Below are 26,071 nucleotides of genomic sequence, written 5' to 3'. Positions count from 1 at the left end.
CTACGCCTAAATACCTTACTGATTATTGATCACGGCGTCTCTATCGAACTCTTTTTCACAGAATTTGCAGGTTAATGCCACATGTTTCGCGCGTTTTTTAATGCGGAAACTGCTGGAAACGGGCTCATTATGGCTAATACAGTTACTGTTTGGGCACACCAGCACGCTGTCGATTTGTTCCGGTAATTTCAGGTCTAATTTCTCGACTACTTGATAATCTTCAATACGATTAACGGTCGCTTCCGGTGCATACATCGCTAACTGGTTAGCTTGTTCCGGGGTTAAAAAGGTATTTTCGATTTTGATAATGTCTTTTTTACCCATATTGCTGGAGGGTAAATTCAGCCCGATAGTGATGCGCTCATCGGTTTTGGTGAGCTTAAACAGCTTCAGTAATTTGAACCCAATTTGAGCAGGAATATGGTCGATGACAGTGCCGCAACGGATGGCTTCAACTTGTAATTTATGGTCGTGTGTCATGGTCTTCTCCTCAGATTGCCAGTTCTTTATTTAATACCAGAGACAGCAGCGCTTGGCGCGCGTAGATCCCATTCCCTGCTTGCTGGAAGTAGTAAGCGTAAGGGGTGCTATCGACATCCACGGTAATTTCATCAATACGTGGCAGCGGATGCAGCACTTTTAAATTGTCTTTGGCGCTGTGCAGGTCTTGAGCGCGCAGAATAAATTGCGCTTTAACGTTGGCATATTCTGATGGGTCTAATCGCTCTTTTTGAACGCGAGTCATATACAGAATATCCACTTCAGGGATCACTTCATCAACATTGTTATGCAGGCTGTAAGTCGCGCCTTTTTCATCCAGGATATTCAGGATATGAGCCGGCATCGACAACACTTCAGGGGATATAAAGTAGAAGTGATTACCTTCAAACTTCGAGAGCGCTTGAGTCAGTGAATGCACCGTTCTGCCATATTTCAGGTCACCGACCATCGCGATTTTCAGGTTATCTAAGCGACCTTGAGTTTCTTGGATAGTAAACAGGTCTAACAGGGTTTGGGTTGGGTGCTGGTTAGAGCCATCCCCTGCGTTGATAATTGGGACAGAACCGGAGAACTGGCTAGCTAAACGCGCGGCACCTTCTTGTGGGTGGCGCATCACAATCGCATCCACGTACTGGCTGATAACGGAAATGGTGTCTGCAAGCGTTTCGCCTTTCTTACCTAATGAGGTGTTGGCGCTATCGGAGAAACCGACGACAGATGCCCCTAAACGATGAATGGCAGTTTCGAATGACAGGCGGGTACGCGTCGATGCTTCGAAGAAACAGCTGGCGATAACTTTATGTTTCAGAAACTCAGGTTGCGGTTGCTGTTTTAATGAAGCGGCCACTTTAAGAACTAATTCAAGGTCGGTTTTATCTAAATCGTTAATTGAGATTATGTCGCGGTGATATAACGGATTCGGCATCGTGATTCTCCTGTATCAGCAAGACTTGCTATCTAGTAGGCCAAAAAAAAGCCCCTCAATGAGGGGCTTTTTTATCAATACGGCGGGGAAAAACAGGCTGTCCTGACCGCGTGATGGCAGTGCGGTGTCGGTGTTCTCTTTCAAAAATAGAGCAGCAGCGTTCATGGTTTCTCCCGGCAAATTGTGGCGCATTATACGCGTGTGGCATAATGACGCAAGCGTTTGCGAACAGAAAAATGAAAAAATTTTTGGTTTAGTCTATTTTATGCTTTGCCAATTTAATCTTAATGCGCTGGTTCGCCGATTGCTGTTTATCATAACGGGCTTGATAGATATCCAGATGTTCATTCGCTAGCACATAACGCCATAACTGCGGTGGATTAATTCTAGCATCTACCTGTATAGGGTCATTTGGGCTGACAATGCAATCATCGAGCACGTCTTGCGACCACTGAGGAATTTTACTGGTTTGCATGGCAATAAATCGGGCAAGGCTTTCCATAAAATAGATGGGCAACATAAAAAGGAAAAATATCCACGCTAAGCGGGATTTCATTTTTATGATGTATTGCAAGCCAAAAATATAGCTCTCTTTTTTATCGGCAATAGGCGGGCATAGCATCACCGTGTCCGCCAGTTCTTCAAGGCAATTCTCTTCCATATAACAGCGAATAAATTCCCAATAGTGGTCGAGTTCTAATTTATCTCCCCAGTAGCCGAACCCAAACGTATTCAGTACCGTTTCGCCATCCTTATCGAGAATATGCCCGACTAAGTTGACATTATTTCGCCACTCATAGGTGGTGAAATAGATATCTTTCCATGGAAGGGTGAGGATTTGATTGTTGGTCTGGTAAACATGTACCAACTGTTTTTGGCGATTAAAGCGCACAGGATAATGAGTCTTGCGAAACCATTCGAGTAGAATAAACTTAATTAATAAAATTATGGCTGGAATCACCATCACGCAAGAAATAACTAAAGGTACCAATGAATTAATATGCGTGATAGTTCCGATAATGATAGCTATTAAAAAAGTTATAAACATTATGGCAAAGACCATCAGTAGGGATGATAGTTGCCCGATTTTTTCATAATCATTATCCACCACTTCCAGATAGGTTGAATTCATGGTAATGACAGTGTCGAAATTCAGCACCGCAGCTTCACCACCGTGTTTTTTGATTCGTCCTTGACGATAATGGTGCTGTTTTTCCCGGCGATTTAAAGGGCGGTTAACGGTAAAGGGGCTTAATAAGCCCACACGGTGTTTCTTTGCCATTACTCATGATCCTCGGTGTAGCCGATAATCTTAATCAATTCGCTCATTTCCATCTGCCTATCCATCCAGATTACCGGGATTTTTCCTTGGTTTTGTTCATCATCAGGAATTTTTCGCCACAAGCTGGCTGATAACCATTTTTGAATATCGTCTTTACTATAAGCAGCAATAAAAATTGCGGCTCCAAATACTAAAGTAATCGCAATCAGTAATCCGATAGGACCAAGGAAAGCCAATACAGAAGAGTTTAATGACGCTGCAAATAAAGCGCTTCCACCAAGTGCAGATGCTATATAAATCGAGCCCAAGACATAATTTTCTTTATTACTAAGCTCATCATATGCATGATAAAAATCCCACGCAACGGCGACGGCACCAAACCAGGCACAGAACCGTATTGTGCTTTTAAGAGAATTCTTTATGTTGTTTAGCCGAACCGCCCCATAATTAAACCGTATCCGAGCACTGATTCGTAATGTTCGAAATTTAAAAATAACTCGCTCTGCTGCATCTAACAGCGCGCCTCCGGCTGAAATCGTATTTGCAATAAATTTAGTCACCGCCTCAGTATTGTTCACTTGCCCTTTCATTGCATCTTGTGTGGTTGTCCATAACACATGAACTTGTAGCGTCACAGAAAACATACACCCAGCAAAAGGAAGTGATTGAGCGGTGTCATTGGCTAATTTATTGATTGTTTTTCCTTTCGCTAGCGCTAGCTTTGTTCTCCATTCTTTAGGAAATGCAATGTTTTTGACGTCTTCAGCAGAGCGAAATGCCTTAACTGCAACCTGAGGGCGCTCAAGAGGCGGTGTACTTTTTGATAGCTCGGCTTCTTTAATATCAATGGCTGCGAAAAAACGACCTTCTTGTTTTCCTTCAAGCTGTAATCCGGTAATTCGTTCGCGGCGCTCTTCAATTTCTAAATAAAGCCGGAGTCGTGAATGGGAAGCTTTATTATCTAAATCCGTCATGGATGCCATTTGTTCTACTGCATTTGTGAGGAAATGCTTGCGCTCACCAATATAATTGATAGGAAGGAGTTTTTTTCCATTCATGGCGGATATAGCAACCAGTATTGGTAAGGGGGTTTTATTGACAGCCTTATTCAAAATACCCAGCAATTGACTACTTAATGCGTTAAAAAATTTCTCAGAGACTAACTGAATTTGAAGTAAATAATGGTTACTAATATCTTTAAATCCATCCCAGACCTTATCCCAAGGTAGGTCATCATAAGCACCACCAGAAGAGGATACGGCATCATCAATACATTTCATCCAACTCTGTTGATTTAATAATGCAGCTCGCAGAAGCAGATTCTGTTCTGACATTTTAAAATTGGTTAATTGCTCTTGGAAAACGCGCTTAACCTCCAATTTATCTTGCATGCCTTCAATGCACTCTAAAATAGACTGTGTAAATAACATGCCACTCTGGATATTTTGTTGATCAAAATTATGGTCGAAATAATCAAGTAAGCTTTGACCCGTAAAGTAAGTCAAATATAGGGTTATCATAGGGGTGAGGACAGCTTGGTCGTATATTGATAGCGCTTTATTGTAATCTTCTAAAAAGGCAGCTTGTTTTTCTCTATCAATATATTTTTCATACTTAGCCCAATACTGTTCAACTTGGATTTTTAGTGATTGGTTGACAACATTATGAATCGCATCTGCTTGAGTCGCTGCCAATGATGGTAACATTGTCCCATTTTTAACTGCGATTCCGTTTCTCGCTGTTTTTTCGAATAGGATCCCTTCACCGACTCTATCACGCTCATATTGGGTACACATCGCCTCTTTCATCATCGCTAAAGACGCCGAGAGTGCTAATCCACGCTCATATTTTGGGTTCCGCTCAAAATTATGTTCAAGACGGTAGTTCATTAGCGCCGCTAAATCTTGAACAACCGCAGGAGTATCATTCAATGCGATAATTGCTCCCTTTTCTGCCATCAAAGAGTTCGCGGCCTGCTTTAAAGATAATCCTTTCATTGCGTGCATACTTTCCCAGATTGAAGGCGACCATTTTTTAATGTCATTATTCTGAGATTGATAACTATATTCAGCCACCGCATCCTGAAGTAGATTAATGGATAATGTTTGATTTTCCTGCCCATTCATTATCCATTTGTCTAAATCAAAACATTGCATATATCGCTCACGATAAGCTTTATCTTCATGTTTCTTGCGCACTGCTTCAGTCCATTCGACTTCAGACCAAGAGAACCAAAACAACCCATTTTTCATCGGTGGGGGAAATACGGGTAATGTCACTAATGAAGCTCGAGCTAATTCTAGTGGCTCAGTGATACAAGGCTTGATTGTCCCATTTTGTATCATTTCCGGCACTTCACCATTCTCTGGTAAGGGATAATAAAATCCATTCTCGGTGACAAAATAGTTAATCCATGAATTTCCCCTTTCATCCCAAATATTGAGATACCCTGAGCGTAATAACCTTAATGTATAAGTAGTTTCACCTTTAGCAAGAACGGGAGCCTGAATATGATTGGGCATAACAGGGAGAACATCTTGTTGCGACATAATGGCTGGGCGAACAGGTAAGATAGGCAATCCTCGACGCTGACAAAAATTGCATCCTTCTGATTTAGATGGCTGATCCATGCGATTTATACTCCATTAAATAAATAATTAACTAATGCCAAGTTGATAAATCTTAGTTAAGTTAGCATTTATTGACTGCTATCGCATGCTTTTTGCTGGCATTGAGAGATTGCTAGTATTTTATGCACTCTTGCCTACCATTGTTCTGCCTTACCTCTGCCCCAATCTCTTTGCTACTTTCTCCAACTTCATCATCAACAACAGTGTGATAGCGACGAGGACAATAGTCAGTGCAGAGCCGTCGGCGATATTTCCGCGGTCGGTAAGGCTGAAAATTGACACTGGTAACGTTGCCCAGCCTGGGGGATACAGCATCATTGTGGCGCCCAACTCGCCGAGGGACAAAGACAGGCTCAAGGCCACAGCGGAGATCATCCACGGCATCAACAACGGTAGGGTGACATGGCACAGGCGATACCATGGGGAAGCGCCTAAACTGAATGCCACATTCTCAATGTCCGCGGAAATTCGAGTTAACCCAGTGGAGACATTGCTAAAGGTGAATGCGGAAATCAGAACAAAATGAGCGGAAAACACAATCCAGAAAGTGCCGTTCATCTGCAAATAGCCTTGGCTAAATGCCACTAAGATCCCCAATCCAATTGACACCGATGGAATGGCACTCGGTAAATAGAACGCGATACCCAGATATTTTTGTACTCTGGCACTATGGCGACGTAAAGCAAGGGCTGCCCACAGACCGCAAAACAGTGCGAACAGACTGGCGCAAAAGCCGATAATCAGGCTGGATAGAATTGCTTCCCATGCAGGCCCTTGAAACGCATTCACAAAATGTTCGAAGGTAAAGCCAGAGGGCAAAATACCGTTCCATTGTCGGCTAAAGCTGGACATTAAAATCATCACTAATGGCAGCAAAAACAAGCAAGAAAATAGCGTGATGGCGATAGCGGTTGAAATGGCTCGCCCAGTTTTAGACCAGATTAACATGGTTATTTTTTCACTCCGAAACGGGTTGTTGCCATGCGATACAGGCTAAATAGCCCCACAGACAGCAGAATATTAATCAGCGCTATCATGCACGCAACGCTGTAATCAGATTCTAGAATCGCTTTGCTGTAGACCATCATCGGCAAGGTATTGACCCCTTTTGCCCCAATAAACAGCACGATACCAAATTCGTTAGTGGTCAGTAGCAAACATAAGCTACCACCTGCGAGTAATGCAGGAAGTGCCGCCGGAAAAATCACTTGGCTGATAACGCGGGCAGGGTGTGCCCCTAAAATGCTGGCGGCTTCTAACTGGCTCTTATCGATTTGGCGCAGTGCCGCCATAAGAGGGCGCATCACCAGCGGAGTAAAGACGGTGATCTCCGCCAAAATCACGCCATTAATCGAGTACAAAAAGTCTACGGGGGGCAGCTCAAAATCAAACAGCGCCATTAATGTGCCATTAAGTAACCCCGCCGAACCATAAATAAAGGTAAACGCGAGAGTGATCAGAAACGTCGGCAGTGCGATAAAGGTATCAATGACTTGAGTAATAAAACGGCTTCCAGGAAAAGGAATAAATACCAAAATCAGGGATAGAACCGAGCCAAGCACCAAGCAACCTAGGGTGGCAAAAAAGGCGATTTGTAGTGTATTGAATAAACCACTAATAAACCTTTTTGACTCAACTACTTGCCAGAATGTATCTAAGCTTACGCCACCAGTGGGACTTTGAATGGCTTGCTCGCCAATCAGCATCAGCGGGTAGAAAAATAGCGTCGCTAAAACAAGCAGCGGTGGCGTTATCCAATAAAACGGTTTTAGGTTTATGGATGATGGCTTAGACAGGTTGATAGCCGACATATTATTCCTCAATCAACACAGTATCAGAGGGAGAGAACCACAGCGTGAGTTTATCGCCCGCTTGCGGTAACGGGGATAAATGGGTAACAGCGACTGTCACCTTTTCTCCAGCAACATCACACAATAAATGGGTAATATCCCCCTGCCAACGGATGGACTGTAAGGTAGCGTATAACTGGTTTGAGGTATCTGCACGTGGGGTGAGGCTAATATGCTGCGGGCGAATACAGATTAATTTGTGGCTATTGTGCTGCATTCCTTGGGTTTGCGCTTCAATAAGCGTACCGCCACAGCTCACACTGACTTGGGCAGGTACGGAGGAAAAGCCCAAGGCGGTTGCCGATAGAATATTGGCGCGCCCTAAAAACTCGGCGGCAAAGCGGTTAGGTGGGCGATGGTACAGGGCATTTTTCTCCCCGTATGCCACCAAATAGCCATCCTTCATGATGCCAATTTTATCCCCTAACGCGAGAGCTTCGGTTTGGTCATGGGTGACGTACAAAATGGTCAGCTCAGGTAATTCGCGGTGCAGCCTTGCAATCTCTTCCACCATATTATGGCGAATTTGGGCATCGAGGGCTGATAGCGGCTCATCGAGCAAAAGTACTCGAGGGCGAACGGCTATGGCACGGGCGATGGCGACGCGCTGCTGTTGACCGCCGGATAATTGATGCGGGTAACGGGCGGCATAGTCGCTCATACCGACAATGTTTAATGCCTCTGCCACGCGCTCTTTAATCAGCGCTTTAGGCTGTTTTTGGGCGCGTAAGCCAAAGGCGACATTATCTTCCACTTTCATATGGGGGAAGAGGGCGTAGTTCTGTACGACCATGCCCAGCCCCCGCTGATACGGGGGGGGGTGGGTGATATCCGTATCACCCATTAAAATGCGTCCACTATCCGGTTGTGCAAAGCCCGCAATTGACCGTAATACGGTGGTTTTACCGGAGCCTGAAGGGCCAATCAACACCAGTATTTCACCGGGCTCAATGGTCAGGGATAACGGCTTAAGCACCACATTGTTATGGTAAGAAACCCGCAAAGATTCCAGCACAATGCCTGAATGATCAGTGCGCTGGCTTGGTGTTTCTATCTTTCTTTTCATCAACATAACTCACTTACTCGCTTTCAGTCACTTTGTGCCAACGGGTAATATCGTTCGAAAGAGACACTGCAACTTCGTCCCAATTCGGTTGCCATGTTTTGACACCTTTGAGGGTTTCAGTGGCTTTGTGGAATTGCGGATCGTTTGGCGTCAAATCTGAGCGTACCGGCATTCCCCATGACAGTTCACTAACGTGGCTTTGGGCTTGTTTGTCTAACAGGAAGTTAATCAGCTTTTTGCCATTTTCAGTTTCAGGGCCGTTATTCACTAAGCCAACCACATAAGGCAGAACCAGCGCGCTGCGTTCGCCTTTTTCATCGGCAGGCCAAAAGATTTTCACGTTCGGATTGCGCTCCATTTGGGAATGGTTCATCTGCAAATCGCCGTTTGCGACGTACAGTTCACCTTTGTTCACTAACGCAGTTAATTTCCCTGTTGAGGCGGATGGACCGACGTTGTTGGCTTGTAATTTTCCGAGGTAATCAAAACCGGCCTCTTTGCCACCAAAGCTATGGAACACTTGAAGCATGACGGCAGTGCCATCTCCCGCTTGACCTGGTGTGGAGTATTGCAGTTTATTTTTAAAACGGGTGTCGAGGAGTTCATTCCACGTTGCTGGAGGGGCTTTTAGCAGTTTGTCGTTATAGATAAAGGTCAGGTAGTTATTGACGATGGGGGTGTAGTACTCCGTTGAGTTAGGAATACTTACCGCGGCATCCGGTGTGAATTTTGCCAGTAATTCGGTTTTAGCGGCACGTTGGATAAACGGGGGAACGGTGACGAGCACATCCGCTTGTGGGTTAGTGCGCTCTTTGGCTAAACGCTCAACGATGGCACCGGAGCCGCCTTCGACGTACTGTACTTTAATCCCTGTTTGCTGAGTAAAAGCATCAAATTGAGCCTGATACCAGCTGTTATTGCCATCATGAAGACCATCTGCGGAGTAAACCGTGACGACAGGGGCGGCAAAAACCGAGGTCGAACATAGGGCGGCAAGGAGCAATACGGCAAGAGGGGTAGGTTTCATTTTACGTTTCATCTCCAGATCTCCAGTTAGTCGTTAAAGTTATCTGGTATATACCAGTGTTTTTACGCTAACGGGTTTATATGACAGAAAAATGAAATCTACCGAGAAAGCAAAAATTTATTTTTGAAGTGAAAGTTAGAGGGTATCGACCTCAATGCGCAGGCTGTCATGACGCCAATATTCCACATCATAGTCCAAAATTCGCCCGTGCTGATCGTAGTTTAAACGTTGTAATAGCAGGGCTGGACGACCGACTGCAACCCCTAATGCGCTGGCCGCCTGCGGTGGCATGGCAGTGGGATAAAACGATAAGTGCATACTGGTATAAATCAACCCGTAGTGCTGCTCATACACTTCGGTGAGGCTGCCATTCAAATCATGGCTTAATAGCTCAGGCACGCGAGCGGGAAGACAGTGGTTTTCGCTGTAGCAAACGGCGCGGTCGTCCGCATAACGCAGGCGGGTGAGTAGGTAAATTTGTTCGAAAGGCTGCAATTGCAGTGGCGTCATGGCTTCGACAGGCACGGTGACGACTTTCCCCTCTAACAGCTTGGTTTTGGGCTGACGACCTTGCTCTAAACACAGCTTATGGAAGTTGGTATTTTGCGTTGGGTCGAGCCATAAACGCTCGGGCGTCACAAACCAGCCTCGGCGCTCAGAACGGTAAATTGCGCCGCTAGATTCTAGCTGTGCCAAGCTTTCTCGAATAGTGACGCGCGTGGTATTGAAGATGGCACACAGTTCGCGTTCAGAGGGCAGTTTATCACCACTTTTCAGCGCGCCACTCTGAATTCTTGCTTGTAATTGCGCTTTGATAAGAAGGTACTGTGGCTGTTCATCCATCGATAATGTATCCGTTTTTCGTCGCAAAATTTTTTATCCATTATACACGCCAATATGAATTTTTTGTTGCAGGGCGTCTTTTCCTTTGACCTTATTGTTCATCTGCCGTCATTATAATATCAATCTGGTATAGACCAATGGTGAATTTAAATGACAATGAATCAATATCTGCTGTTAACACCGGGACCTTTGACCACGTCACAAACCGTGAAAGAGGCCATGCTGTTTGATAGCTGTACATGGGACGATGATTACAACTTAGGGGTAGTGCAATGTATTCGCCAACAACTGATGGAACTGGCGACAACTCAAGCGGGGTATACCAGTGTGTTACTCCAAGGGAGTGGGAGCTACGCCGTAGAAGCGGTGCTGGGCTCGGTACTCGCACCGCAAGATAAAATCCTGATTGTCAGCAATGGCGCTTATGGCGCCCGAATGGCAGAAATGGCGCAGTTAATGGGCATTTCACACCATGTTTATGATTGCGGTGAAGTGGCTAAGCCCGATGTGGCGGTGATTGAGCAGCTTCTACAGCAAGATAGCCAAATCAGCCATATTGCGATGGTGCACTGTGAAACCACCACCGGCATTTTGAACCCCATCGAGGACGTTGCGGTATTAGCTAAACGCTATCAAAACCGCTATATCGTGGATGCCATGAGCAGTTTTGGGGGCATTCCTCTGGATGTGGGGGCGCTGAATATTGATTTTCTGATCAGCTCGGCCAACAAATGTATCCAAGGAGTGCCGGGGTTTGGGTTTGTGATAGCTCGTACCAGCGAACTGGAAAAATGTGTGGGTCGCTCGCGTTCGTTGTCCCTTGATCTGTATGCACAATGGCGCTGTATGGAACAATATCACGGGAAATGGCGCTTTACTTCCCCAACACACACCGTGCTGGCTTTCGCTCAAGCGCTGAAAGAGCTGGCTCAGGAAGGTGGTGTGAACGCCCGTTTCCAGCGTTATCAGCAAAATCAACGCAAGCTGGTGGATGGCATGCGTCAGTTAGGGTTTCGCACATTATTAGACGATAGCCAACAATCGCCGATTATCACTGCATTTTATTCGCCAGATGCCGACGATTATCAATTTAACCAATTTTATCAGCAGCTCAAGGCTCAAGGGTTTGTGATCTATCCGGGTAAGGTTTCAAAGAGTGACTGTTTCCGCATTGGCAATATTGGGGAAGTGTATCCACACAATATTGATGCGCTGTTGGTGGCAATTAAGAATGCCATGTATTGGAAAAGCAAGGTATTAGCAAAATAACGTATTGGAAAATAAGGATTAATCATGAACCGTATTGAAGCTGTTATTTTGGATTGGGCGGGAACGACGGTGGATTTTGGCTCGTTTGCACCGACTCAGATTTTTATCGAGGCGTTTAAAGTCGCGTTTGATATTGATATTACACTGGCGCAAGCCCGTATCCCGATGGGGTTAGGAAAATGGCAACATATTGAAGCGTTAGGAAAATTACCAGAGATTGATGCCATGTGGCAGGCAAAGTTTGGGCGCTCAATGACTAGCGAAGATATTGATGCTATCTACCAAACGTTTATGCCGTTACAGATTGCCAAAGTTGTCGATTTTGCTGCGCCAATCGACGGAGTTGTCAGCGCAATTGCCACGCTGCGTGAGCAGGGGATCAAAATAGGTTCTTGTTCAGGTTACCCAAGGGCGGTAATGGAAAAGTTGGTTCCAGCAGCCGCGAAATTGGGGTATCAGCCCGATTACTGGATTGCCAGTGATGATTTAGCAGCTGGCGGACGTCCAGGGCCGTGGATGGCGCTGCAAAATGTGATTGAATTGGCGGTCAATTCCGTCTCCCATTGTGTGAAGGTGGATGATGCGGTGCCGGGAATTGAAGAGGGGCGCAATGCGGGAATGTGGAGCATTGGGTTAGCTATTTCGGGTAATGAGTTCGGTAAAACATGGGATGAATATCAAAGCATGAGCCAAGGGGATATTTCCCCATTACGCCAGCAGGCAGCGGACAAACTGTATGCGGCGGGCGCCCATTATGTGATTGATACCTTGTCGGATCTTTCTCGTGTGATTGACGAAATCAACGTGAGATTGGCAAAAGGTGAAAGACCGTAGCTGGACTTAAGTATCCATTCAAACTGACCAAGTAGGGGGGCCTGCCTACTTGGTCGGTAGATTTAGAATATATTTATCGGTAATTCAGGCGCAATTGTCGCTACCATCACCGCTTTAATGGTATGCAGGCGGTTTTCCGCTTGGTCGAATACAATGCTGTAAGGGGATTCAAATACCTCTTCCGTCACTTCCAGCCCACCATAAAGATTAAACTCTTTGGCGAGCTGAGCGCCTAATGTGGTGTCTTCATTATGAAACGCAGGTAGGCAGTGCAAGAATTTCACCTCTGGGTTACCTGTCTGTTTGATGACATCCATATTCACTTGATACGGTTTCATTAAGGCAATGCGCTGAGCCCACACTTCTTTAGGTTCCCCCATCGAAACCCACACATCGGTATACAGAAAATCAGCGTCTTTAACGCCTTCCGCCACGTTTTCCGTCAGAATAATTTTTCCACCGGTGGCTTTAGCGATTTTCTGGCACTCTTCAATTAATTCAGCCTCTGGCCAGCAGCTTTTTGGTGCCACTAAACGCAGCTCCATGCCTGTTAATGCAGCGGCTTCTAACATGGAATTTCCCATATTGTTCCGCGCATCCCCGAGGTAGGCGAATTTGATGTCAGAAAGCGGGGTATTGGGTTTATGTTCTTGAATGGTGAGCAAATCGGCTAATAACTGTGTGGGATGGAATTCGTTAGTTAATCCATTCCAGACAGGCACTCCCGCATGCTGTGCTAATGTTTCGACGGTGCTTTGTGCGTAACCCCGATATTGCACGCCATCGTACATTCTACCCAGCACTCTGGCGGTATCTTTCATCGTCTCTTTATGCCCGATTTGGCTACCGGATGGTCCAAGATAGGTCACTCTTGCCCCTTGATCGAATGCACCGACTTCAAATGCGCAGCGCGTCCGTGTGGAATCTTTCTCGAAGATCAGCGCAAAATTCTTACCCGCTAATAAAGGTGGCTCAGTGCCAGATTTTTTGGCTGATTTTAACCAAGTGGAGAGTTTTAATAATGCATGAATATCGTTAGAGGTAAAATCCAATAATCTTAAAAAATGCTTTCCATGTAGGGGGTTCATAAATTACAGCCTTTTATAATTGAATTAATATTCAATTTATATTCATAAAAATTCAAAATCAACCCCTCAAGCAAAAGAAATTATTTCATTAGGTATGGTTTCACCCTCGACCCTATGGGAGAATGAGCCGGAGACTAATACCACGGAACAAGGGGTGTGGAGATGGTAGATAAAGCTGAATTTGATGCGCAGTACGAAGAAACTCGCCTGATCATTGAAGAGTTACTGGAAGATGGAAGTGATCCTGATGCGCTGTACGCGATTGAGCATCACTTCTCTGCGGACAATTTTGAATTGTTAGAAAAAGCGGCTGTTGAAGCATTCAAACTGGGTTATGAAGTGACTGATGCGGAAGAACTGGAAATTGAAACCGGTGAAACCCTGATGTGTTGCGATGTGATCAGCGAAAGTGCGTTAAATGCAGAACTGATCGACGCGCAAGTTGAGCAGTTAATGAAATTAGCAGAAAAAATCGGTGTGAACTACGATGGTTGGGGCACCTATTTTGAAGATCCAGACGCAGAATACGATGATGAAGACGGTGACGACGAAGGGGACGATGAGTCCGAAAATCGCGTTCACTAATTGATCCTTCAAATTTCAATAAGCGGTAATACCACTGGATTGAAAGATAAGAAAGCACTGATTGAGAATATCGTCAGTGCTTTTTTGTTTTCTATATCAAGATGCTAACTCTTTCACCATATAGTGCCAGCCATAAATATCCATATAGCGTAATGTGGTGCGAGATGTTTCATATTTTTCATCGGTGTAACCACGACGCAAATAAAGCTCTCTTGCCTTGGTATTTAAATCAGACACATACAAAGAAACTCGGGTGAGCTTGGGATCAGCGGCTGCTTGGGATTCAATATGGTCTAACACACGATTACCAATTCCCATACCTCGTAACTCATTATTGACACACAAGTAAGAGAGGTAAACGGTGTCGGCTCTTGGTCTGTGTACAAATAACTGAAAAATGCGGCTGATCTTCATAAAGCGGAAGAAGCCCGCTTTACGCAGGATTTGCATTAATGAGACGGGGATAGGTGCTTGTTCTTGAACGTGTCTTACGCCGTAAGTGATGCCATAAACCGCAACCAACTTGCCATTCAATTTAACCTGAAAGTGCCTATCATAAGGGTCACTGAGACCGCGCTGCCAGAATAAAGATAATACCGCCTGACGCTGGGCTTCAGGCATATCGTGAATGGTTTTAAATTTAGAGGAAAAAGCCTCATAAAATAGTGTGTTGGCACCATCAATGCTTGTTTCCTCTAACGGTTCAATGACGAGTGAATCGTTATTGAACATTGAGTTCATCATCATGATTTCACCGATAAAGAGCCTGTGTGCTCAAGCGTAAACACCATTTCAGGGGAGTTCTCCTGAAAAGCATTAAACTGCCAATCACCGTAAAGATAGCGAATACGTAAACCACAAAATTCAGCGGCTTGGGTAATGTCGCTAAGTGTCGGAAAAGCAATATCCGATTCGGCTCGGTATATGGGGCCATTCTCACCTTGCTGGTAGAACGTTTGATAGCGAACAATGCCGTTCTGTTCGGCAACATCATTCCAAAGAATGACTTCGCCAAATTCTTGGGTCGAGAGTGATTCACGAGATAATTCAGGTGTCCACTCTCTCCACTCTTCAACTGCTGGGTTGCGGCTATCAAATACAATAGTGCCATCGGCAGTGAGGTGTTGCTGCATGGTTTGTAGCGCGGCAATGCGCTGTTCTTGAGTCAAAAAAACTTGAAAAGCGTGACCGGATAAAATGATCAAATCAAATTTCATGTCCAGATTGAGCTTTTCGGCAGTACTGTTCACCCAACGAACGCGATTGGTTTTTTGTTGGGCAATATCCAACATCGCTTGAGCGGGATCGACGCCAACCAACGTGGTGTGTGGATATTGCTCCGCAATGGCAGTGAGTAACGTGCCAGTACCGCAGCCTAAATCCAAAATATGAGACGCTGAAGAGGCTAGTTGAAGATATACCGCGTAGTCTGCCCGCTGCAAGCTGTTATCTAAATCATAGAAGCGAGCGAGCTTGGGATCTTCATAAAGGGCGTCTTCATACTGTGAGATCATTGGCTACGGTATCCTTTTATTGGGTAGCGGGGCTATAGCGCTTTTAGCATACGAATTTCGCAGTCACTATGGCCAGTATTGCCTAATGGTTCGCCGATAAAATCGAAGCCCAGTTTTTCATACAATTTAATGGCAGCTTGTAACTCTTTGGTGGTTTCCAAGTAACAGCGGGTATAGCCTTGCTGCTTAGCAAATTCCAAAGACATTAAGACGATTTGCTTGGCTAAACCTTTTCCGCGCAGTACAGAAGAGAGATACATTTTCTGTAATTCAGCGGTGTGTTCATCTCCACCGGCGACTTGTGAAATGCCGCCACCGCCAACCACTTTACCGTCCATTTCCACCACCCAATATGCGCTGCGTGGCTTGCTATACACTTCATACAGCGTGTCTAAAATAGGATCCGCAACTGCGAAGCCTTTATCTGCTGTTAGCCCATGTTCAGCGGAAACTTCACGAATAACAGCGGCGATCCCAGGGTTATCTTGAGGTTGAATTAAACGAACTTGAACGGTTGAGGTTGTGCTTGTTGTCATAAGAATATCTCTTTCTATTTGTATTATTTATATTTTTAATTGCACTATTTACTGGTGCAATAATTATGATATTGAGCATGTGATAAAGCTTTTCAACACCCAGATACAAAAAAGCCCTAACTCATCGGCGACGAGTCAGGGCTAGAGATTTAAAGCTTAATGATTATAAAGAGGCGATAGTCACTTTTTGCGCTTCAATCTTCGCTTTTGCTTCGATATTTTCCGCTAAACGCGCACGCTCTTTCTCAACCACGGCAGCAGGAGCACGGCTCACAAAACCTTCGTTTGCCAGCTTGCTTTCGATGGTATCAATTTCTTTTACCACTTTTTCTAGCTCTTTATCTAAACGAGCCAGCTCAGCATCTTTATCAACCAGTCCTGCCATTGGGATCAGCACTTCAGCACCTGCAACTAATTTAGTCACAGAAACTGGGGCTTCTTCGCCTTCAGCCAGTACGCGAATGCTTGCTAAACGCGCCATTGAACGAAGGAAGTTTTCGTTCTCAGTCACACGGCGAGCCACATCCGCAGAGGTGCTACGCAGCATAACTTCCAGTGGTTTACCCGGAGCGATATTCATTTCTGCACGAATATTACGTACAGCTACGATAGTTTCTTTAATCCACTCTAAATCGCTCAGTGCCAGCTCATCCACTTTCGCGGCATCGAACTCTGGGAACGCTTGCAGCATGATGGTGTCAGCTTCAATCCCTTTCACCACTTTCACGCGCTGCCAGATGGTTTCGGTGATAAATGGAATGATTGGGTGAGCCAGACGCAGTAAACCTTCCAGTACTTCAATCAGGGTGAAACGCGCCGCACGAACTTGGGCTTCATTACCTTTATGAACCGCAGGTTTAGATAGCTCTAAGTACCAGTCACAGAATTCATTCCAGGTGAAATCATACAGAATACCTGCTGCGATATCGTAACGGTGAGTATCTAACGCTTCACGGTACGCTTTCACGGTTTGGTTGAACTGCGCCATGATCCAGCGATCAGCCAATGAGAAGCTCATTTCGCCACCGTTTTGACCGCAATCTTGGCCTTCGGTGTTCATCAGAACGAAGCGACTCGCATTCCATAATTTATTACAGAAGTTACGGTAACCGGACAGACGTTTCATATCCCAGTTGATATCGCGACCCGTTGATGCCAGCGCCGCTAAGGTAAAGCGCAGGGCATCAGTACCGTGTGCTTCAATGCCGTCTGGATACTCTTTACGAGTACGCTTAGCAATTTTCTCAGCCAGTTGTGGCTGCATCATGTTGCCAGTACGTTTTTCCAGTAAGGCTTCCAATGAAATACCGTCGATCATATCCAGTGGGTCGATAACGTTCCCTTTGGATTTAGACATTTTCTGACCTTCTTCATCGCGGATAAGTCCAGTCATATACACGGTTTTAAACGGAACTTGAGGTTCGCCATTTTCATCTTTAATGAAATGCATGGTCATCATGATCATACGGGCAATCCAGAAGAAAATAATATCGAAGCCACTAACTAATACATCCGTTGGATGGAAAGTTTTCAGCGCATCGGTATTTTCTGGCCAGCCTAAGGTTGAGAATGTCCACAGACCGGAAGAGAACCATGTATCTAATACGTCGTCATCTTGGCGCAGTGCTACATCGGCACCTAAGTTATTTTCGCGGCGAACTTCGTCTTCATCACGACCCACGTAAACATTGCCTTTGTCGTCATACCAAGCAGGAATACGGTGACCCCACCATAATTGACGAGAAATACACCAGTCTTGGATATCACGCATCCAAGAGAAATACATGTTTTCGTATTGGCGCGGAACGAATTGAATGCGACCATCTTCAACGGCTTTGATAGCGTCTTTTGCTAAAGGCGCGGTGCGCACGTACCATTGGTCAGTCAGCATTGGCTCGATAACCACGCCACCACGGTCACCGTAAGGTACGGTTAAATCGTGAGGTTTGACTTCGACCAGTAAACCTAATTGTTCAAATTCAGCGACGATAGCTTTACGCGCTGCGAAACGCTCCATGCCACGGTAGGCTGCTGGAATTTCGCTGCTGTAATCGGTGCACGGGTTGCCGTTGGTGTCGAACACTTCCGCTTCGTTACGAACGTTACCATCTAAGTCCATCATGTTGATCATGGTCAGTTGGTGACGTTTACCGACTTCGTAGTCGTTGAAGTCATGGGCTGGGGTGATTTTCACGCAGCCGGTGCCTTTTTCCATATCGGCGTGTTCATCACCTACGATTGGAATGCGGCGATTGACGATTGGCAGGATAATTTCTTTGCCAATTAAATCTTTATAGCGTGGATCTTCAGGGTTAACGGCCACACCGGTATCACCCAGCATGGTTTCTGGACGCGTGGTCGCAACCACTAAATAGTCTTTCCCTTCAGCGGTTTTCGCGCCGTCAGCCAGCGGATAACGCAGGTGCCACATAGAACCTTTAACTTCGCGGTTTTCAACTTCTAGATCAGAAATTGCGGTGTGCAGTTTCGGATCCCAGTTAACCAGACGCTTGCCGCGATAGATTAAATTTTCTTTGTACATACGAACGAAAGCTTCTTTAACGGCTTTAGATAAGCCTTCGTCCATGGTGAAGCGTTCGCGATCCCAGTCAACAGAGTCACCTAAACGGCGCATTTGTTGAGAGATAGTGCCGCCAGATTCCGCTTTCCATTCCCAGATTTTGTCGATGAACGCATCACGACCGTAGTCATGGCGGTTTTTACCTTCTTCAGCCGCAATTTTACGCTCAACCACCATTTGAGTTGCGATACCCGCGTGGTCAGTACCCGTCTGCCATAGGGTGTTTTTCCCTTGCATACGCTGGTAACGGATCATGGTATCCATAATGGTTTGTTGGAAGGCGTGACCCATGTGCAGGCTACCTGTGACGTTCGGCGGTGGGATCACGACGCAGAAACTGTCTTTTGAGGTATCACCGTTCGGACGGAAGTAACCGCTTTTTTCCCAGTGGGTATACAGGGACTGTTCGATTTCCGCTGGGTTATAAGTTTTGTCGAGGGATGGCTCGATCATTGCGTTGTCTGGTTTCTTTTCCATTTTTATCTTTGTGTTCAGTAAGTTGGCGGCGTCGCCATGGTCAAATTGAAGCCGACGCTCCGGTAAGTTTTATACCGGTCACGCGCCAACTGTTTTAAAGTTTCATCGATAGGCACGAAGTCTATCACTTCATGGAAAGCCGTTGCAAAATCTGCGAATTGGCTTTGTAAATTAATCAGGATATCGCGAGGTGTATTGCTGCGTTTATTTGGCCAGCAAATTTCGATCGGCGAACCATAACGAGGGCCTTCCCCCGCCAAATTGTGGGGTACAAACTGGTGAGGATCCCGTTGCCAAAGCGCCTCATCCATTTTTTCAGCTTGCAGCTGATCCTCGCAGGCAATCAGAATGCGTTTTCCGTTGCGCCACGCTTGTGCAGCAAGTTCACAAGCGAGCCATTCGTGGGCTTCGTATTCCGCTTGTGGGGAGGGCTGTTGTAGTTGGTAAAACGTACCTTTTTTCATATACCCGTCATACTTCAATTTGTAGGGGTGTTGGCTACGCTCTCTCGCCTCGGTCACATACTTATGTATGCTCCCAAGGTCTCAATCACTTGCCGCCTACCTACAAACTGAATTATTTAGGGTATAGCGCGAGTTGCTACCCATCAATTTGCAGGAGTGTTGGTTGTGTTCTTTCGCTGACCTAAAGCAAGATTAAATCTGCGCTGAATTATACTCGCTTTTACCACAGCCTCAAAATGGTGTGGTGAGTGTGACCTAACTGCTTGTTGCTTAAAAACAATATCCCGAATCGCAGAGCCTGCTCATCGGGATATTATAATAACAACTTAATCAATGGCGATTTTTAATCGTAATCGAAATTACTCGTCACCATTTAAGCCAGCGCGGTTCAGTAAGAACTGAGCTAACATAGAAACCGGACGACCGGTTGCTCCTTTAGCTTTGCCTGAACGCCATGCAGTACCAGCGATATCCAAGTGAGCCCAGTTATATTTACCCGTAAAGCGTGCTAAGAAGCAGCCTGCGGTAATAGCACCACCCGGACGACCACCCGTGTTCGCTAAATCAGCAAAGTTAGAGCTGATTTGCTCATAGTATTCGTCAGCTAACGGTAAGCGCCAAGCACGGTCGCCAGCTTGCTCTGAAGCATTTAACAGCTCGTGAGCCAGTGGGTTGTGGTTGGACATTAAACCAGTGTAGTGGCTACCTAAAGCAATCACACATGCGCCTGTTAATGTGGCGATATCGATAACCAGTTCTGGATCGAAACGCTCAACGTAAGTCAGGGTATCACACAGGACTAAACGACCTTCCGCATCCGTGTTTAACACTTCAACAGTTTGACCAGACATAGTGGTTAGAACGTCACCCGGACGATATGCATGTCCACCTGGCATGTTTTCACAGCCAGCCAGTACACCGACGACGTTAATTGGCAGTTGCAGATCAGTGATAAAGCGCATAACACCGTAAACGGTCGCTGCACCGCACATGTCGTATTTCATCTCATCCATGCCATCAGCGGGCTTGATAGAAATACCGCCTGAGTCGAAGGTTAAACCTTTACCGACGAGGACAATTGGTTTGCACTCTGGATCTGGATTGCCTTTGTACTCCATGATGGACATCAGAGATTCATTTTGAGAACCTTGACCCACTGCTAAGTACGCATTCATGCCCAGCTCTTTCATTTGCTCTTCACCGATCACGCGAGTGGTCAGTTTGCTGTCAGAAATGTCTGCCAGTTGACGAGCTTGTGACGCTAAATAGCCAGCGTTACAGATATTTGGCGGCATATTACCCAAGTCTTTAGCCGCTTTAACGCCAGAGGCGATAGCTAAACCGTGGGCGATAGCACGTTCACCGCTAGTCAGTTCACGGCGTGTTGGTACATTGAAGACCAGTTTACGCAGTGGACGGCGGTGTTCGGTTTTGTTGCTTTTCAGTTGATCGAAGACATACAGGGACTCTTTCGCTGTTTCAACTGCTTGGCGAACTTTCCAGTAGTTATTGCGACCTTTTACATGTAACTCAGTCAAGAAACAAACGGCTTCCATTGAGCCAGTTTCATTCAGAGTGCTGATCGTTTTCTGAATGATTTGTTTAAATTGACGCTCATCGAGTTCACGTTCTTTACCGCAACCGATCAGTAAAATACGCTCAGATAGAACGTTAGGCACATGATGCAGCAGCAAGGATTGACCTACTTTACCTTCAAGCTCACCGCGGCGCAGCAGGGCGCTGATATATCCGTCACTAATTTTGTCCAGCTGTTCAGCGATAGGGGACAGACGGCGTGGTTCAAAGACTCCGACAACGATACAAGCACTACGTTGTTTTTCCGGGCTACCACTTTTTACACTAAACTCCATGCGTTCTCCTGAATCTTAAAGACAAAGGTCGATGCTCCAGTTAAAATTAGCCTTTCGCATGATCTGGCTTATAGAGAATGAACTCTTTGTGTTAAATTGAGCAAATACCTAGTTTCGCTTATATTAAGCATATTCCGATATAGCACTTAGTATAGATAATGCTTTTATATCATTCTAGCCAAACAATAAACCAGAGTATATTTTAGTAAATGGCTGTCATAGAACGAACTTAGCCATTTTCATCCCAAAAGACAAGTTTTCACAGGCGTAATAAGCGTGATCATTATTCGATATTTGGTTCGGGAAACCCTGAAAAGCCAGCTGGCGATACTTTTTGTCCTGCTGCTTATCTTTTTTAGTCAAAAGTCCATCGACATCTTAGGTGCCGCTGTTCAGGGGAATATTCCTTCGAATTTAGTTCTTCCATTATTAGGATTAGGTGTGCCGGAGATGGCGCAACTTATCTTACCTTTAAGCCTATTTCTTGGGCTATTGATGACTTACAGCAAATTGTACACAGAAAGCGAAATTACTGTGATGCATGCCTGCGGTCTGGGTAAAAGTGTGCTTGTGAAAGCGGCGCTGGTACTTGCCGCATTAACCGCCTTAGTCGCCGTTGCCAATATTACTTGGATGTTGCCTTGGTCATCTCAGTATCAAGAGCAAGTGTTGGCGGATGCAAAAGCCAACCCCGGTTTAGCGGCGATGGTGGAAGGGCAGTTTAAAACCACCAAAGATGGCAATTTTGTGTTGTATATCGGTGAAGTTAAAGGCAATGATTTTAAAAATGTTTTCTTAGCTCAGTTGCGTACTGCCAACGAACAACGTCCTTCCGTTGTGGTTGCGGATAGCGGTTATATGAAAGAAGACGAATATGGCCGCCAGATGGTGGTGCTAGACCAAGGTACTCGCTACGAAGGCACCGCAATGCTGAGAGATTTCCGCATCACTGACTTCGTGAATTACCAAGCCGTTGTTGACCATAAAGCCACGGATGTCAGTACGGATAAAGTGGAACAAAAAACCATGATGCAGCTGTGGAATGAAAGTAATCCTGAGGTCAATGCTGAATTCCACTGGCGTCTAACCATTGTGTTCTCTGTGGTCGTGATGGCGTTGATGGTCGTGCCGCTGAGTGAAGTGAACCCTCGTCAAGGGCGCGTACTCAGTATGATCCCAGCCATGCTGCTGTACCTGATTTTCTTCTTATTACAAAGTACGTTACGTAATAGCGCAGACAAGGGGGATGTCGACCCTAAATATGCGATGTGGGCGGTTAACTTCGGTTACTTGCTATTAGCAGTGATACTGAATTTATGGGATACCGTACCAATGCGCAAAGTGCGTGCTAAGTTGACCAGAGGGGTTGCCTGATGTTTGGTGTTTTAGATAGGTATATCGGTCGAACCATCCTCAATTCGATTTTGATGACGCTGTTTTTGTTGGTTTCCCTTTCAGGGATCATCAAATTTGTCGAGCAGCTTCGCAAAGTGGGTGACGGTGATTACACGGCGATGAGCGCAGGGGTTTTCACCTTATTAACCGTTCCCAAAGATATCGATGTTTTCTTCCCAATGGCGGCATTATTGGGCGCATTGCTGGGGTTAGGTGCATTAGCTTCCCGCAGTGAGCTGGTGGTTATGCAAGCGTCGGGTTTTACCCGTTTGCAAATCGCGATGTCCGTGATGAAAACAGCGATCCCATTGGTTATCGTTACGATGATCATGGGGGAGTGGATTGCACCTGCGGGCGAGCAGTGGGCGCGTAACTACCGTGCAGAGAAAATTGTTGGTAGTTCTTTGGTGGTTACGGATTCAGGTATGTGGGCAAAAGATGCCCATGACTTTATCTATATCCAGCGCATTAAAGATGCGAGCACCATCCAAGATGTTTCTATTTATCGCTTCGATGACCATCGCAAATTACAGTCTGTGATGTTTGCCGCTCGCGGAACTTATGATGCGGATAAAAAGCTGTGGGTGTTATCCCAAGTTCAAGAATCTATCTTGGGTAGCCAGCAAAAAATCACGGGCTCACAGCGTTTAACCTATGATTGGAAAACCAATTTAACCCCAGAGAAATTAGGTATCGTTTCCCTGAATGCGGATTCACTTTCAATTCGTGGCCTGTATCAGTACATCACCTATTTGAAAGAGAGCGGGCAAGTTGCTTCGGTTTATCAGCTGAGTATGTGGCAAAAAATCTTAGCGCCACTTTCTGCGGCAGTCATGATGTTGATGGCGGTTTCCTTTATCTTCGGGCCTCTGCGTACGGTTCCAATGGGCGTGCGTGTGATTTCAGGGATTGTGGGCGGCTTCTTGTTCTACATCTTAAACCAAGGCTTTGGTAACTGGAGTTTGGTCTATTCCATTCCGCCAGTGCTGGCGGCAGCGCTGCCGAGCGTACTGTTCTTGGGCGTGAGTATCTTCTTGTTGGTTAAACGAAAATAGTCCATTCCCTTTAAATTGAAAAAAGGCTGTAGAATCGAATGATTTTACAGCCTTTTTTATTGTTGATGGCAAGTCTCCATACCAAGACCATACTCACTTTATGCTGAGGATAAAATTACCGAAATTACTCAGCATCGATTGAATTTTTCCTTGTGGCTTAAATAATACATGCTGGATACTTTTTTGTTCCGTCTGAGAGGTATATTCACCGATAATGCCAATCACGTTTTTTCCACTTTTGTTGGCAATCTGTTGTGCATAAGAGAACGAACCGCCATTTGCACTGTATGATTTTTCAATCCTATAAGCATTTTTCCAGGTCGCTTGGATGAATGATTGCTTTGCTTCGTTCATGGTATCTGCGAATAGTTTTTTATACTCAGCGGTTGCTTCAATGTTCGGATCATCCGCTTTCTCATTAACCAGCCTTGAAAGATCGATTTCGACATAGTCTGGTTTTTTAGGTTGTGGAAAGGCAGCTTGATGATTAAATACATTTCTGAGTTGCTTTACTAATTCAGAAGCCGTGGCCGTTCCTGATTTTACGGAGCTGGGGCGTAATATGTTGTGGATGGAAAATGGGATAATTTTCATCTTAGTTCCTTCGCTAATTATGAGTAAGAAGGCCTAAGAGTAGCTAAAGGTCACACTAAAATATTGCATAAAAAGCAGCCGTCTATCAGAAAGAGCGGCAGAATAAAAAACTGCCTGAAGGGCTCAGGCAGTTGTCACGATAAATGTCACCAAGCGCACAAATCCGCGTTTTAGGGTAGGGGTATAACTCGCCAGTGCATTAATTGCGTCGGCGGTACCCTTTCAATTTTTCCCATACGCATGGTTAGACGATAACGAAGCAACCATATCATTCACACCGGCGGTTAACTTACTGAACTTACTGCCATCTTTACGGGTCATCACCACGAATACCGCAATATTTTGCTGTGGGATCATCGCCATATAGGTATTAAATCCGCCGCCGCCTCCGGTTTTCTGGTAGATCCCCGGAATGCCGTTTTTAGGCTTCATATACACCCAGCCAAGACCTAGGCCATCAGCATAACCTGCCACGTCCATCCCTTTGGCATCTAACAGCTTTTCTCGTGGGAAGAAAATTCCTTGTTCGCGGGCTGCGGTCGCTTTACGTAGGTTATTATCCGTGGATAAAAATTGCTGCATCCACTTTTGCATATCTGCCGGTGTGGAATACACACCACCGCTTCCTGCTGCTGCAAGGGTGTTATGGCAAGGGCTTGGCTTGGTGCCTTCCATTAATCGGGCGCATTGACCTTTGCTTGGGGTATAGGTGGTATCCGTCATTTTTGCCGGAGATGTCACGTATTTGCTGAACAATTGCGGGTATGACTGCCCCGTCGCTTTCACCATCGCATCGGCGAGTAAATCATAGGCGAGGTTGGAATAAGCCGCTTCAGTGCCCGGTGTAAAGTCGAGTTTACCGGTTTTCAGCCATGTCCAACGGTTCTCTTGGGTTGGCCAGATAAAGACAGGGCGACCCCATTTCCCACCCGGTTGTTCGCGAGGTAACCCACTGGTATGGCTCGCTAAATGATACAGTCGGATAGGTTGCCCGCTGTTGTTATCTGGAACTGTGACGCCGTTGTAGCTGTATTGCTGTAGCGGGTCGGTGATCGCTAATTTTTTATCTTGCTCCAGCTTAATTAAGATTTCGCTGGTCATTAATTTGCTAACAGAAGCAATGCGGATCAGGGAGTTAGGGCCCGGTTTTTGTCCATTACCCGGCGCGGTTTCACCATAATAGCGAGCGAGGGTTTGGTTGTTATCAATAACGATAATGGCCATGCCTCGGGCATCGCTTTCGTTATAAATTCGATTCGCATACATATCGACGATTTTGGTGACACGCTCGTAAGTTCTTCTATCGCCTTCGAATATTTGCCACTCGGAGTTACCTGCAAGCATGCCACTTGGTGAGCTTTGCGCGGTTTTTTCTGTCGTTGAGGAACAGGCCATCAATGCCGCAGAGAGTGCGGATACCGACAAAATTTTAAGAAATGTTTTCTTCATGTTTGAAGCCAGCCGATATGATTGTTTATAAAAGGCTTTTCAGCCAATATTTATTTTTTCTTTGAGAAAATTTTCATGACGACACCAATTAAGATGCCAATAACCAGACCAGTGGCTATCCATCCAACAAAGCCCATAAAATATGCCTTTATAATTTTACATAAGAGTGCGGATAAACTAACAAAAATTACGCTTTGTCGCCAGTCACCCAAGGGTTAAGACAATGAAAATACTC

Annotated in this window: 18 protein-coding genes and 6 pseudogenes; 5 read left to right on the top strand and 19 right to left on the bottom strand. The window is 45.5% G+C overall.

From position 1 onward, the window contains the following. Positions 1–15 precede the first annotated feature (15 nt). From pyrI to phnR, 10 genes and pseudogenes are all read right to left on the bottom strand, one after another. Complete coding sequence (gene pyrI, locus GKR74_RS06660; RefSeq protein ID WP_036949112.1) at positions 16–480, bottom strand: aspartate carbamoyltransferase regulatory subunit; 465 nt, start codon at positions 478–480, stop codon at positions 16–18. Continuing rightward, positions 464–1,426: pseudogene (gene pyrB / locus GKR74_RS06655) on the bottom strand (aspartate carbamoyltransferase). The gene pyrI and the pseudogene pyrB overlap by 17 nt, the downstream one beginning before the upstream one ends. Before the next feature lie 15 nt (positions 1,427–1,441). Beyond that, positions 1,442–1,591, bottom strand: coding sequence for a hypothetical protein (locus GKR74_RS18175; RefSeq protein WP_165906943.1), 150 nt, complete (start codon positions 1,589–1,591; stop codon positions 1,442–1,444). Positions 1,592–1,679: 88 nt separating this feature from the next. After that, entirely contained in the window at positions 1,680–2,708 is a 1,029-nt protein-coding gene (locus GKR74_RS06650; RefSeq protein ID WP_154603005.1) for a DUF6708 domain-containing protein, read from the bottom strand. Continuing rightward, positions 2,708–5,338, bottom strand: coding sequence for a T6SS effector BTH_I2691 family protein (locus GKR74_RS06645; protein WP_154603004.1), 2,631 nt, complete (start codon positions 5,336–5,338; stop codon positions 2,708–2,710). Before GKR74_RS06645 ends, GKR74_RS06650 begins: the two co-directional genes overlap by 1 nt. A gap of 150 nt (positions 5,339–5,488) precedes the next feature. After that, on the bottom strand, positions 5,489–6,286 hold the full coding sequence (gene phnV, locus GKR74_RS06640; protein WP_154603003.1) for a 2-aminoethylphosphonate ABC transport system, membrane component PhnV: 798 nt from the start codon (positions 6,284–6,286) through the stop codon (positions 5,489–5,491). A 2-nt stretch (positions 6,287–6,288) separates the two neighbouring features. Further along, the gene (gene phnU, locus GKR74_RS06635; RefSeq protein ID WP_154603002.1) at positions 6,289–7,149 is read right to left on the bottom strand and encodes a 2-aminoethylphosphonate ABC transporter permease subunit; all 861 of its coding nucleotides are present in this window, start codon (positions 7,147–7,149) and stop codon (positions 6,289–6,291) included. A gap of 1 nt (position 7,150) precedes the next feature. Continuing rightward, positions 7,151–8,260: a 2-aminoethylphosphonate ABC transport system ATP-binding subunit PhnT gene (gene phnT, locus GKR74_RS06630; RefSeq protein ID WP_154603001.1), complete on the bottom strand. Its 1,110-nt coding sequence runs from the start codon at positions 8,258–8,260 to the stop codon at positions 7,151–7,153. Between the two features lie 7 nt (positions 8,261–8,267). Next, positions 8,268–9,281, bottom strand: coding sequence for a 2-aminoethylphosphonate ABC transporter substrate-binding protein (gene phnS / locus GKR74_RS06625; protein WP_154603111.1), 1,014 nt, complete (start codon positions 9,279–9,281; stop codon positions 8,268–8,270). A gap of 135 nt (positions 9,282–9,416) precedes the next feature. Next, positions 9,417–10,124 (bottom strand): phosphonate utilization transcriptional regulator PhnR, encoded by a 708-nt coding sequence (phnR, locus tag GKR74_RS06620; RefSeq protein ID WP_154603110.1) that lies wholly within the window; start codon positions 10,122–10,124, stop codon positions 9,417–9,419. Between the two features lie 150 nt (positions 10,125–10,274). On the opposite strand from phnR, the gene phnW reads away from it, so the two are divergent. Both phnW and phnX read left to right on the top strand, forming a co-directional pair. Beyond that, positions 10,275–11,393 carry a 2-aminoethylphosphonate--pyruvate transaminase gene (phnW, locus tag GKR74_RS06615; protein ID WP_154603000.1) on the top strand — a complete coding sequence of 373 codons (1,119 nt, stop codon included), beginning with the start codon at positions 10,275–10,277 and terminating at the stop codon, positions 11,391–11,393. Between the two features lie 24 nt (positions 11,394–11,417). Next, complete coding sequence (phnX, locus tag GKR74_RS06610) at positions 11,418–12,227, top strand: phosphonoacetaldehyde hydrolase (RefSeq protein ID WP_154602999.1); 810 nt, start codon at positions 11,418–11,420, stop codon at positions 12,225–12,227. Between the two features lie 62 nt (positions 12,228–12,289). Here phnX and argF read toward each other — a convergent pair whose 3' ends face one another. Beyond that, complete coding sequence (argF, locus tag GKR74_RS06605; protein ID WP_154602998.1) at positions 12,290–13,315, bottom strand: ornithine carbamoyltransferase; 1,026 nt, start codon at positions 13,313–13,315, stop codon at positions 12,290–12,292. Between the two features lie 162 nt (positions 13,316–13,477). Here argF and rraB point away from each other — a divergent pair, with 162 nt between their 5' ends. Beyond that, positions 13,478–13,900, top strand: a complete 423-nt coding sequence (rraB, locus tag GKR74_RS06600) for a ribonuclease E inhibitor RraB (protein ID WP_036949139.1) — start codon at positions 13,478–13,480, stop codon at positions 13,898–13,900. A 153-nt stretch (positions 13,901–14,053) separates the two neighbouring features. On the opposite strand, the pseudogene GKR74_RS18170 reads toward rraB, so the two are convergent. From GKR74_RS18170 to pepA, 6 genes and pseudogenes are all read right to left on the bottom strand, one after another. After that, positions 14,054–14,521, bottom strand: a pseudogene (locus GKR74_RS18170) (GNAT family N-acetyltransferase); the annotation flags it as partial. Positions 14,522–14,595: 74 nt separating this feature from the next. Then, a pseudogene (locus GKR74_RS06590) lies at positions 14,596–15,414 on the bottom strand (class I SAM-dependent methyltransferase). Positions 15,415–15,446: 32 nt separating this feature from the next. Beyond that, a complete protein-coding gene (locus GKR74_RS06585) occupies positions 15,447–15,950 on the bottom strand; it encodes a GNAT family N-acetyltransferase (RefSeq protein ID WP_154602996.1) in 504 nt (167 codons plus the stop codon). A gap of 163 nt (positions 15,951–16,113) precedes the next feature. Continuing rightward, entirely contained in the window at positions 16,114–18,984 is a 2,871-nt protein-coding gene (locus tag GKR74_RS06580; RefSeq protein WP_195848758.1) for a valine--tRNA ligase, read from the bottom strand. Between the two features lie 26 nt (positions 18,985–19,010). After that, positions 19,011–19,472: pseudogene (locus GKR74_RS06575) on the bottom strand (DNA polymerase III subunit chi). A 359-nt stretch (positions 19,473–19,831) separates the two neighbouring features. Beyond that, complete coding sequence (gene pepA, locus GKR74_RS06570; RefSeq protein ID WP_036949149.1) at positions 19,832–21,343, bottom strand: leucyl aminopeptidase; 1,512 nt, start codon at positions 21,341–21,343, stop codon at positions 19,832–19,834. Positions 21,344–21,619: 276 nt separating this feature from the next. On the opposite strand from pepA, the pseudogene lptF reads away from it, so the two are divergent. Beyond that, positions 21,620–22,732: pseudogene (lptF, locus tag GKR74_RS06565) on the top strand (LPS export ABC transporter permease LptF). Next, entirely contained in the window at positions 22,717–23,793 is a 1,077-nt protein-coding gene (gene lptG, locus GKR74_RS06560) for an LPS export ABC transporter permease LptG (RefSeq protein ID WP_154602994.1), read from the top strand. Before lptF ends, lptG begins: the two are co-directional and overlap by 16 nt. A gap of 93 nt (positions 23,794–23,886) precedes the next feature. On the opposite strand, the gene GKR74_RS06555 is transcribed toward lptG, so the two are convergent. Beyond that, entirely contained in the window at positions 23,887–24,387 is a 501-nt protein-coding gene (locus GKR74_RS06555; RefSeq protein WP_154602993.1) for a hypothetical protein, read from the bottom strand. Positions 24,388–24,612: 225 nt separating this feature from the next. Then, positions 24,613–25,836 (bottom strand): annotated as a pseudogene (gene ampH, locus GKR74_RS06550) (D-alanyl-D-alanine-carboxypeptidase/endopeptidase AmpH); the annotation flags it as partial. Positions 25,837–26,071 lie beyond the last annotated feature (235 nt).

Source organism: Providencia sp. wls1914, from assembly GCF_009706645.1.
Taxonomy (GTDB): Bacteria; Pseudomonadota; Gammaproteobacteria; order Enterobacterales; family Enterobacteriaceae; genus Providencia; species Providencia zhijiangensis.
The sequence above is the reverse complement of the archived record's forward strand: the minus strand, read 5'-3'. Positions and strand labels throughout refer to the sequence as shown.